The organism is Rothia sp. HMSC061D12, from assembly GCF_001836735.1.
Classification (GTDB): domain Bacteria; phylum Actinomycetota; class Actinomycetes; order Actinomycetales; family Micrococcaceae; genus Rothia.
Genome location: NZ_KV830307.1, coordinates 299,152 through 310,851, shown reverse-complemented (window position 1 = coordinate 310,851; position 11,700 = coordinate 299,152). Strand labels below are relative to the sequence as shown.

Genomic DNA, 11,700 nt, shown 5'->3' with positions numbered 1-11,700 from the left:
TCGATGTCCAAGAAACGGGAGGCAGTTCACCTTAGCGGGTCGCCCATCCGGGGCTTTAGCTACACAAAAATCAACAACAGGCTAGTGGCCCGCCGCCGGGGCCTCATGGCTCAGACCGTCCGCCGAGTAGTCCGAATCCTTACGCGGCGTAGTCCACAGCACCAGCGCCGTCAGGACGGCAAAACCAAAAATGGAGAAGCCCATCGGCAGGTACTCATGCTCACCGGCAAACGACACCAGCGGCGCCGCCAACGCACCGAGCATCGCCTGAACCGTACCCATCACCGCCGAAGCACTACCCGCCATGTGGCGTGCCTCGTTCAACGCCAACGCCGAAGCATTACCAAAAATCAGACCGCACGAACTGGTCAGCAGGAACAGCAGAATCAGCGTCGGCACCAGCGAGATACCGATAAGGAAGCTAACCACCAGCAGCGAAGACACCACCAGCAGGCTCACCACGCCGACATTCACAATACGACGCTGCGCCACACGACCAACCAGCTTCGTTGCAATCGCACTGAACAGCACAATACCAATCGAGTTCACACCGAACACGATCGTGAACTCAGTCTCGGACAAGCCCAGAATCTTCTGCAACACAAACGTCGAACCGGAAATGTACGAGAACAGCGCACCAAACGCGAAGCACATCGTCAGCATGAAACCCAGGTAGCGGCGAATCTTGAAGACCTTCGGCAGCTCCGAGTACACGCTCAGGGAGGTGCCCTGGTAGCGTTCCTCCACCGGCAGGGTCTCCTTAATCACGAAGATCACGCCGAGCATCATAATCGCGGTAATCACGCCGAGCACATGGAAAATATCGCGCCAGCTACCCCACGACAGCACCCAGCCACCAAACAGCGGCGCAAGCACCGGCGCGAAGCCGTTAATCATCATCATGACGCCCATGAGCTTAGCGGTCGCCAGACCCTCAGTCGTATCAGCCACGATAGAACGCGCCAGCACGGCACCAATCGAACCGGTGAAGCCCATCATGAAACGCGCAAAAATCAGCAGCTCAATATTCGGCGCGAAACCACACGCCACCGTCGCAATAAAACAAACCACCGCACCAATCAGCAGCGGCTTGCGGCGGCCCGTCTTATCCGACAGCGGACCCACGACCAGCTGGCCCAGCGCCATACCCACCATGAACGCACTCAGAGTCAACGAGGCGTTCGTGCTGGTGGTGTTCAGGTTCTCAGCGACTGCGGGCAACGCCGCCAGGTACATGTCCGTGGCGAGCGGCGCGATAGCGGTCAGCAGCGCCAAAACAACAATGAAAAGGGGCGATAGCCCGAAGGAGGTCTTAGTCGACTTCGAAGACATTAGTCTTAGTTTTTCTTTCTGCGTGATGCGCGTGCAACGGCGCCTGCGGCTCTACAAGACATGGATGCGGTAGTACCGCCCCTGGGGATGAGCTTGCGCAGGCTGGAAGCACAACTTTTTCACGGTAGCAGAATCGGGGGTGGCTTCGTAAGTTAAACGTTTGACATTTTTTAATTTGGGAGCGGGACGGGTATGCAGAGGGTATGCAGAAGGGACGGTGTTATCCTCGCTCCTACAGGGGCACCCGTCCTCGCTTCGCTTCGGACACCCTGATGTCGCTTACGGATAACACCGCCCCTTGAGCGGCTTGGCTTAGCCTGCCGCTCAACCCCCAGCGCTGAAGAAATATTTGAGAAATATTCTTGAGAAGCATTGCTCGGGGCGACCGCATAACTTACGTTGGTCATACCACGCGATACGACCGGAGGGACAACCTCAGATGCGCAACCACTATTACAAATATTTGCTATGCATCCTGCTGCTCATAGCTTGCGTCTTGCTCGTAATCCTCGCTGTGCTTTCTAGCAACAACTCGGGTAACGAAAAAGACGGTACCGCCTCCACGCACGCGCCGAGCAATACCTCAACCTACTGGGATAAAGACCGCATGGAATCCGCTAGCCCGGCTTCCATGCCCGAATAAAACAGCGCCTGAATAAAACTGCCTCTGAATAGCCGTAGGGCCCAATGCTTCGAGATACACAAAGCATTGGGCACTACTGTCTTGTAGGCGGCTGCTACTGCGCCGCGCCGTCGTAGATGAAGTCCACGGTCGCGTAGTCCTCCGGGATTTCGGCGAACAGCGCCTCCTCCTGAGCCGCCCAGCGCTCCCAGTGCGGGCGGAACATGTCACCGTCACGAGCCATGGCGCGTTCGTAACGCACCTCGTCCGGGGCGGTGGCGAGAATACGCACCTCGCAGGCGCCAGCAATCGCGCCGACACCCTCACAAATAATGACCTGCGTAGCCGCCGGGTCAACGGTGCGCACCTCACCGGGGGCGCCCGCCTCCCAATCCCACGGGGTGTAGGTCCCGGCAATACCCTCGGTCAGCTGCACGGAGAGCGCGTCCCACGCCTCCACGCCGTCGAAGAGGCCGTCCCAGCCGGGGTAGAAGTCGTCCAGGTGCAGCACGTGCACGCTGTGGCCGGCGGCGGTGAGCTCCTGCTCAAGCTGCGCGGCGAGGCTGGTCTTGCCGGTGCCGCTACGGCCGTCAATGCCGATGATCAGCGGGATCTGCGCGAAGTCGGCGAGGAACTGCGCACGGAATTCGGTGAATTCGGCGGTGTCCATGTCGAAGTCGTTGCCGATGCCGTGCTCCAGGCGCAGCATGTCTTTGCAGAGCTCCAGGATTTCGGTGGTGCCGGTGACGCGGCGGTTCTGGTTCAGGGGGATACGCTGACTCACTACGCGTCACCTTCCTGCTTGAGGTGGTTGATGAGGCCGCGTGCGGCGGCGTCAATGAGGTCGGTGGTGTACACGAAGTCGCGTTCGCTACCGTACCAGGGGTCGTAGATGCCGAGCTGGTCCAGGTGGGTGGTGGTGACCTTCGGGTCGAAGCTGCGCATCATGCGGATTTTGGCTTTGTCGTCGTCGTTGCGGGCGAGGGCTTTGAGGCGCAGGTAGTGGGGTGCGTCCATGGCGAGGATGAGGTCGTTGCGGTCGAAGTCCTCGACGGTGAAGACGCTGGCGCGGTGCGCGGACGGGTCGATACCGCGGGTGGCGAGCTGCGCGGCGGCGCGCGGGTCGATGCGGTTGCCTTCTTCTTCGTTGCTGATGCCGCTGGAGGTGACGGTGACGGGCACGCCGGCTTCTTGGGCGTGCTGGCGGATGAGGTATTCGCCGACGGGGGAGCGGCAGATGTTGCCGGTGCAGACAGTCATGATTCGGTACATGGTTCTAGTGTATCGGTGGGGTGACAGGTGGTTGAGCGCGGTGGGGGCTCGGTGTGGTGCTGTGATGGGTGGATGACGGGTGGATGCGCTCGCAAGACTCAAAGTGCAACAGCTGTGGATATATTTGCGCTTTATAAGACTGTTATATCTGCAAAATGATGTATATGAGGGGAACCATAATCAGCCTTAAATATTAAAGATGTACCCAGATATATTTGACTCTTCTATCAAATTGAATTGCGGTTGTTTATCCGTAGCGTAGCGATGCACCTTTCTCATTTGTTCGCCACGGGTTTACAGAAAGAAGTCCCGCTGTATTGGATATACAAGCGGGACTTCTGGGTATTATTTATTGCGCACGTTCGCTTTTATCATAATCTCCCGTTTCTTGATTCTTTGATTTAGGGTCGAAAAGGCGGGAATATATTGGTATTTCCTGTGAATTATTTTTAAATTCTATTGGGTATACCGGAAATACTAGAGGAGAATCCCCTGAAGGAATTATGCCATCTGGCGAATCATATTTGAATCCGAAGTAATGAGATTTGTAAATTGTGAATAGCGCATCGGTGAATGAAGGCGTTTCATTGGAAGTACAGTTTGAGAAACTTGCCTTCTGGAAGAAGCGTGATTCACCAAAATTGACGCTATTGAAATGCGTGTCAGAAAACTGAACTTCGCCATTGAACTCGGCTCGCTCAAAAGAGTTTGAATTTTGGAAAGAGCAATCGCTAAAAGAGGTGAGGTAATTTTCATGAGTTGATCTATGAGTTGAAAATTTTGTAGATGTAAATTTTACGCCACCCTTGAAATTAATATTTTTAAATTTTGCTGAGTAGAAGAACTTGGCCCCTGAAAAGTCTACATTCTTTTTAAATTCCATATCCTGGAGATCTAGTTCGTAGAAAAATAGTGCTCCTTGAAACTCAAATAGTAGATCGCTCCAGTTTGTTTTGTCTTTCTGTGAATCTTCTTTAGTTCGAATGGAAATTTCATTAAATATTGTTTTTCGAACTTCCCTTTCTCTGGCAGTAGCTTGGCCTGTCGCAAATTCATAGGGAGAACGAATATAAGCACAGAGGTTATTGATAATAACTTGCCCTTCTTTTTGTTGCTTTTTTGATTTGAGGTCCTTATCAGTAAGCCATTCATCTGCTAGACCGACGAGTGTATAAACGCCTCCTAGACGAATAGCAGAGTTAGCGTCCGCAAGTTGTTCTACAGCCTTGGTATAGCGGCTGCGGTGTTCAGCATGTACCTGGCGGGTGTAATCATCCTTGTTCTTCTGGATGTCATCCTCAATTTTTCGGCGGTCGATTTGATTTTTCCAGCTGTTCTGCAGAAGAGTCAGAATCGCGATAATTCCACCCGTGATATATAGGATGTGTAGGCGTAAATCAGAGATAGATTTCTGTCTAATCTCATCTGCCTTAATATCTGCAGAATTATTGTTTGAAATTTGCCAGTCAATACAGTTTGGCACCATAAGAGCGGCTAAACCTCCTAAGAGGCCAAGAGAAACAATGACCCAGAAGAAGCGCTCTGGTTTATCAAAAAGCCACGTATATAAGTTAAAACGTGGTTTTTTGTTTTCTTGGTTCTGGTCGTTGGGAGACGGTGGTGAGACGTTCTCTGGCATGTTTGTTTCTCCTGTCTTCGCTGAAAGGAACGGTTACCTTTCAGTGTAGTGTACAGGCTACTCGTTGAGAGCTGCCTGCGGGCATAAATGAAGACCCCGCCACAGTGATGTGTGGCGGGGCTTCGAGGGAGCTGCGTCTAATGGATGGTGCTATAGGTGTTACTGTGCGGGCTCGCTGATTCGAGTATATTCCTTCTTATCTTCATCCCAGGAACCTGGGTCGTACAGTACAGTTCCGAGAGGGATAGCGAATGACTTATCAAGGAACCTAGCCGTCCCAAGACGAATAGGTGCGCTTGTTCCAGGAAATGAGAATAGATAATCATTTGGATTCGGTAGAGCAGAGAACCTGGCTTTGCAATTATCAATGACAAATATGGGCTCCGAGCTTTTGAAGTGTGTGTTGTAGAAATTCACGCCCTGGGCGAAGCGTGCCCCAGGGAAAAGTGTTTCTTTAGCGAAAGTTGCTTCGAGGAAGCTTGCGTTTTGAAAGAAAACTGCCTTGCTGAAATCAGCGTTTTGAGGGAAAAATGCATTGCTGAAGTTAGCATCTTGAGAGAAGACCGCGTAACTAAAATCTGCATCTTTTTCAAAGATCGTTTCGCTAAATTTCATATATTGGGTGAAAGCTGCTTTGCAGAAGTTTGCTTTTTCAGTGAATGTAGTCTGGGTAAAGTTTACGATTTTAGCAAAGACAGTTTTGGTAAAGTACGCATTTTGAAGGAAAGCTGCCTTGGCGAAATCAGCACCTTGAGTGAAAGTAACTCTGGTAAAGTCTGCATCTTTCATTTTGAAAGTTGCTTTATAGAAATCTGCTTCTTCTGTAAAAAATGAATCTTTGAATTCGGTGCCCTGTTCAAACATTGCACCTCGGAAGTCTGCATTTTTTTTAAAAAATACTTTGCAGAAGTCGGCGCTACTTTTGAAACTAGCTTCGTAGAAGTTTGCATAGTGTTCCTGCTTCTCCCCAAGAAATTTTGCTTCGAAGAAAGTAGCAGGTTGTTTGAAATTTACTTTATAGAAATCTGCATATTGGCGGAAGACTGTTTTGAAGAAATTTGCCTCCTGGGTAAAGACTACGTTCCTGAAAGATGCTTTTTGAGCGAAATCTGCCTCGTTGAAGTTTGCTTCATGGGTGAATTTTACGCGGTTGAAGGAAGCTTTCCCGCCGAAGAATGTTTTGACATCCCCTTGGTCTGAGAAATCTGCTGCTTCGTTGAAGACCGCTTCGTTGAAGGTTGATTCTTGAACAAAATTTGAACCGTTAAATTTTGCTTTACCGTTAAAAGTTGCTCGGCTAAAGTCTACGTTCTGGATAAAGGATGTCTTGAGGAAATTTGCGTCACCGTAGAATCTGGTAGAAGAGAAAATTGCTTTTTCAATGGTGAGGTTACTCAAAGGGTAGAAAATTGGTGCCCAACTGAAATTGAAATCAAATTCACTCCACGCGCCAGGGGTTACAAAAACTTTCCCGTTCTTATCTTTGGTGAAGGTACTACTGCGATTGCTAATTTCTGCAAAAATTGTTCGTCGTACATCCTGCTCTTCACGAAACATCGCCTGGTCTGCAACGAAGTCTCCTACATAGTTAGCAGGTGCTATATCTACATCAGACTGAAGATATTCCGTCTTTGTTACCAGGGGGAAGGGCGCACGGACATATGAACAAAGATTATTAATAATGACCTGTCCTTCTTTTCGCTGTTCTTCCAGCTCGAGAGCATCATCAGCAAGCCACTCATCGACCAAACCTGCAAGGGTATAGATGCCGCCCAGACGGACGGCGGCTTTCTCGTCAGCTAGCTGCTCGACAGCTTTGGCATAACGGCTACGACGTTCCGCGAGTACTTGACGGGTATGGTCCCGCTCATTCTTGTTCTTTTCATAGGTATTTTTGCGATGGGTCTCCGAGAGCGTGAGCATGGTAAGGGCTCCTGCTAAGACTGCGAGAATACCCTGACGAACGGACACAATGCTATTGCCATCATTGATGAGCCCAGGGATTAGCGCCGGAATGAAAAAAGCGCTGGGAACCCCAATCACGGCTAACAAAATGAGGACTGTATAAAACCAGTACTTACTCCACCAGCTAGGTTCCTGCAGCGGCTTTTTGGAATCTTTAATCGTTTTAACCATATCCCTATCTCTATCTCCTTTGAGAGGAATGTTCACCTTCCAGCATAGGGTAAAGCTGCTTGCCATGAGTTGCGCCCGGTCATAACGAAGACCCCGCCAGCGCTGGATGCACGGGCGGGGTCTGTGCATATGTGTGTGGGAGCTTCCCCGACGGCAGGGGGGAGCTAGGTTTTACTGCGCAGGCTCACTAACGCGGGTGTACTCCTGCTTCTCTTCGTCCCAGGAATCCGGGTCGTACAGCACCGCACCAACAGGGAGCATGAACGTTCTGTTAAGAAGTTCCGCCTCGCCACAGCTGAAACCGTGCGGGCTCTCCGGGCGTGCCTCGAACAGGTAATCCTGCGGATCCGCCTGCGCCGAGAACCGTGCCCTCTGCAGCCGCCTCTCCAAAGCCTCAAAGGACGGCTCAACGTACGCGAAGCTAGTCTGCCTGAAATCAGCCTTCTGACTGAACGTCGCATCCGCGAAGTAGGCGCCCTCAAAGCTCGCCCCGTTGAAGCTCACCTCCCGCGCGAACGTCGCCTTGTAGAAGCCGACATGCGCCGTGAACGTCGCCTTACTAAAGTCGGCATCCTGCGCGAAGGTCGCGTTACCGAAGTTCGCTCTCTGCGGGAAGTCCATCTCATAGCGCGTCCTCGGAAGCGCAATAAAAGACGCCCGGCTGAACGTGGCGTCGCCGTCGAACCGCGCCCCACCAAAATCCTCGTACTGTGTGAAGGACGCCCCGCTAAAGTCCGCCGCGCTCGCAAAGCGTACGTTGCTGAACATTGCGGACTGCTTGGTGGCTATTCCGGCAAAGCGCGCGACCCCGCCGAACAGCGACTTGGAGAACACCGCCGGACGGTTGAAGACCGACGCGGCGAAGTGTGCCTCATCGTGGAACGTGGAGGCGGTGAATACTGCCTTTCCGTCGAAGGTGATTGCCGCGAAGCTGGCTATGCCTGCGGTGTTCAAGCGTGAGAAGTCGGCATCGGATTTGAAGGTGGATACCGCGAAGTCAGCCGCAGCCGAGAAGACCGCATCTGAGAAGTCGGCTCCGCCGGTGAAGGTTACGGTTGCGAAGCTTGCCGCGTCTGCAAAGTGTGCCCCGCTGAACTCTGCTGCGCCCGCGAAGTGCGCGGCGCTGAACCCCACCCAGTCGTTGAAATTTGCGCTGTTGAAGGATGCGTCAGCCGTGAACTGTGCTGCGGAGAAGCTGATGTCACCGTGGAAGGTTGCGCCGGAAAAATCCGCCGGGCCGTAGAAGGTTGCGGAGGCGAAATCGGCGTTCTGAAAGTGCAGCTGCCGTAGCGGGTAGAAGATGGGTGCGCCGCCAAAGTCGAAGCACAGATCAGCCCACATGGGCGATATTGGCGGCACCGCGTGCTGGCTTTCTTCGCTGTCTGCCTTGTTGCTCTCGGCGATTGCGGCGAGGCGGCGGCTGAACTCCATGAAGACGGTGCGGCGCACCAGCTGCTCTTCGCGGAATGCCTCCTGATCGCGCGTAAAGTCGCCTTCGTATCCTTCGGGGGCCTCGCCTGATTCTAGGACCTGCCGCTTCTGTGCGAGGGGGTAGGGCGTGCGGATGCACCCGGTCAGCGCGTCGATGATGGCCTGGGCTTCTTCGCGGCGTACCTGCTCGGGGAGGGATGCGTCGGTGAGCCATTCGTCTGCGAGGTTCGCGAGCGTGTACGCCCCACTGAGGCGTACGGCGGGCTGCCCGTCAAGGAATTGCTCGAGTGCGTGCGTGTAGCGTTCGCGCCGCCCTGCCTGCTGGTTGTGTGCCGGGGTGTTTTTGTGTTGCCGCAGCGCGGTTAAGAGTTTGTTGAGGTTCATGGCGGTGTGCCCTTCCTGCTCCGGTGCTGGCTTATAACCAGCATAGGGGAGGACCCCACCCTATGCGCTCGCGATGGGCAAAAGAAGAAGCCCCGCCTGCACGAGAGGTGCAGACGGGGCATCCGTAGGTGGGCCTTATTTAGAGGGGCTTCTTTCTTTTTCTAGTAACATCCTATTTACTTTGCAGGCTTACTCATACGGGTGTATTCTCCTGTCTTTTTATTCTTAATATCTGGGTTGAAGAGCACAGTTCCGATGGGGATACTTCGTTCTACTCCGTCAAGCTCGGCTGTGCCCGGCGGAATAGTCTTACCGTTATAGGTTGAGAAATCGTAGTCCTTCTGAGCCGAGTGGAGGGAGAACCTGGCTCGCATATTAGGAATTTCTGGTTGCCCCGCTGGCACCATTATAAAAGCTGGTGAAAACTGCTTGAAACAGGCATTGAAGTGTACCTTTTTTTCGAAGGATACTCCAATGAAGGTCGAATCTTTGATGAAAGTTGCATATGAAAATATTGAATCCTTTATGAAAGTCGCATGATTAAATGTTGTAGTATTTTCAAATGTCGCATCGGTAAAATCAGCATTTCCTTCAAAAGTTGCACCTGTGAAATAAGAACTATTTTTAAAAACTGCAGACTCAAATTTAGCTTCCTGCTTGAAATTTGCATCCTCAAAATACGCGTTGCCAGAAAATTGTGCCCTAAAGTGGGCCGTCTCTACAAAAGTAGCCTTTCTGAAGTATGCACTATTTTTGAAAATATCTATGTTATATAGTCCTCCGAAGTAAACTTTCTTCATGAAGGTCGCTCCACTGAAATCGGCTGTAGATTTGAAGGGTACAGTACTAAAGTTTAATTCATCTATAAAAACTGTCTGATTGCATTTAGCTTCGCCATGGAATACAACATCGGAGAAATTTGAATTTTTAATAATTAGGTTATTAAGGGGGTAGAAAATTCGTGCATTATTAAAATCAAAATTGAAATGACTCCAGGGCCCAGGAATTATCTCTATATTGTTGTCATGTTTGATAATCTCTCCGAGGTGGTCGCTAATCTCTGAGAGAATAAGGCGACGAATTTCAGCATCTTCTTTAGGGATGTCTCCGCTTTCAAGCATTTTGTCAGTGTATTTATGTGGCATACTGCGAATGTATTTACAAAATACATTGATAATAGTCTGAACTTCAGCATTGGCTTTGTCCTCGAACTTTGACAAATCTTTTTCGGAGGTTGCAAGATTTTTGAATTCGAGCCAGTCGTCAGCAAGGTGTGAAAGTTTGTAAACAGCAGCAAAAGCAATATTTGCGTCTCTGTCGTTGTTGTTAAGTTCTGTGACAGCTTTGTCAAATCGATCGCCATATGTGCTATACAGTTGACGTATATGATCTCGGCTATCTTTCTGCTTCTGGACCTCCAATTGCTCACGTTCAAGCTCGCTCTTTTGATGGCTTTTGATGAGTGAGAATAGTGCAACAACTCCACCCGTAACTCCAAGTAACGCGGTTGTTAAATCTTTAGTCTCCCCGATGAGTCTGTAATTATACAAAAAAGATGGGATGGTGAATGCGAGTATGCCTCCAGATATTACTGTTGCTACAAATACTCGTAAGATATGATTTCTTAGCGTTAATTTAATATGTTTTCTAAAAAACCAGGCAGTGAGAAAAATTAGGAAGATAACTCCAAGCATCTGCATAAAAATAATGTTTTGAAGAGAGTGAATTTTTGAAAGTTCCTGACTTTTGGTGGAGAAGGTGAAATTGTCTGGGAGGCTTATCATTGTTTCTCTATAGCTATTAATGTTCCCTAAGAGAAAGACGATTAGAATTACGGTGATTAATGCAAGAATAGCAAGATAAAATCGTTTAAGAAATTGGTCTTTGGTGCTTTTTTCTTTAGCTTCGGGGGCCTGTTGAATATTCAATTTTTTGTGCCCAGTGGGATTTTCTGAATTGATGATATGGTTTGTAAGGCGAAAGTATAAGAAAATAAAAACAGGTATACCGATAAATAAAATAATTCCGAAGATAACTGGACTAGATATGTATACTATGAGATAAGGAATGAAAATAAACGTAAATAATTCTAATATCCAACGAGGAAATTTTCTTTTGGTCTTTTGGGTGGGCTCTGACATGAAGGCCTCCTGTCTACTTTGAGAGGATATGGTCCTAACCAGCATACGGCAGGCGGGTAGCCTCAAGCCACAGGTGAAGGTTAGAGAATTGCGGATCGGACGAGCAGAGATACCTCCATAAGGTGAGCGATGGAGCTTGCGGGCAGATACTCCATATATTGCTCCCTATATAAGAGGGATGATTATCTGATATCTCGCTGTGATGTCTCACGGTGGGTGCTCGTGGTTGTGGGGCACCCGCACGAAGCGCACCTCTAGCAACACTGTTAGAGGTCTAGCTTCCCGGCTCAAAAATCGTGCCTAAAAATCGCCCCGCACACCCTATACAAGGTGCCCTTATGCCACCTTCCGGCACCTCTCGCACCCTAATTTTTCGGGTTTTTCACCCCTTTTTAAAGATTTTTAAAATTTTTTTCGCCCAGTTAGCCCGGCAGTGTCTGCCGTGCGCTGAATCGTTGCGCCGCACCCTTGCGCCACCCGAAACCCCCGGAATTTCGCGGTAAAACCGCCCAATCCCGCCTCGCCGCCGCCCCAAAATCACCCGCAAAACACTGCCCCAGAACCCTAAAAAACCCGCCCCTCACACACCTCCGCGAAAAAAAGTTGAGTAAAGTTCGCTCAACCCTATTGACACGCCCTCTGAGAGGGTGCATACTTGAGTACATGAGGCTCAAGGAGCCGCGCAGACCACCCCACACGGGGCGGCACGCGCAGCACCGACCGCCTCCACAACTTTCAAACTA

At 50.5% G+C, this 11,700-nt stretch carries 7 protein-coding genes; all 7 read right to left on the bottom strand.

Going from position 1 to position 11,700, the window contains the following annotated elements:
- Nucleotides 1-81: 81 nt before the first annotated feature.
- The 7 genes from HMPREF2682_RS07900 to HMPREF2682_RS07865 all read right to left on the bottom strand — a co-directional run bounded on the left by HMPREF2682_RS07900 (nt 82) and on the right by HMPREF2682_RS07865 (nt 10,957).
- Nucleotides 82-1,332, bottom strand: a complete 1,251-nt coding sequence (locus HMPREF2682_RS07900) for a multidrug effflux MFS transporter (protein WP_070833016.1) — start codon at nt 1,330-1,332, stop codon at nt 82-84.
- Nucleotides 1,333-2,069: 737 nt separating this feature from the next.
- Complete coding sequence (locus tag HMPREF2682_RS07890; RefSeq protein WP_070667061.1) at nt 2,070-2,738, bottom strand: nucleoside/nucleotide kinase family protein; 669 nt, start codon at nt 2,736-2,738, stop codon at nt 2,070-2,072.
- Nucleotides 2,738-3,214, bottom strand: a complete 477-nt coding sequence (locus HMPREF2682_RS07885) for a low molecular weight protein-tyrosine-phosphatase (protein WP_246827287.1) — start codon at nt 3,212-3,214, stop codon at nt 2,738-2,740. Before HMPREF2682_RS07885 ends, HMPREF2682_RS07890 begins: the two co-directional genes overlap by 1 nt.
- Before the next feature lie 361 nt (nt 3,215-3,575).
- Nucleotides 3,576-4,865, bottom strand: coding sequence for a pentapeptide repeat-containing protein (locus tag HMPREF2682_RS09310; RefSeq protein ID WP_083321781.1), 1,290 nt, complete (start codon nt 4,863-4,865; stop codon nt 3,576-3,578).
- Between the two features lie 159 nt (nt 4,866-5,024).
- Complete coding sequence (locus tag HMPREF2682_RS07875; RefSeq protein ID WP_070833006.1) at nt 5,025-7,001, bottom strand: pentapeptide repeat-containing protein; 1,977 nt, start codon at nt 6,999-7,001, stop codon at nt 5,025-5,027.
- Between the two features lie 171 nt (nt 7,002-7,172).
- Nucleotides 7,173-8,816: a pentapeptide repeat-containing protein gene (locus tag HMPREF2682_RS07870; RefSeq protein ID WP_070833003.1), complete on the bottom strand. Its 1,644-nt coding sequence runs from the start codon at nt 8,814-8,816 to the stop codon at nt 7,173-7,175.
- 176 nt (nt 8,817-8,992) lie between these two features.
- Nucleotides 8,993-10,957 carry a pentapeptide repeat-containing protein gene (locus HMPREF2682_RS07865; protein ID WP_070832999.1) on the bottom strand — a complete coding sequence of 655 codons (1,965 nt, stop codon included), beginning with the start codon at nt 10,955-10,957 and terminating at the stop codon, nt 8,993-8,995.
- Nucleotides 10,958-11,700: the final 743 nt, after the last annotated feature.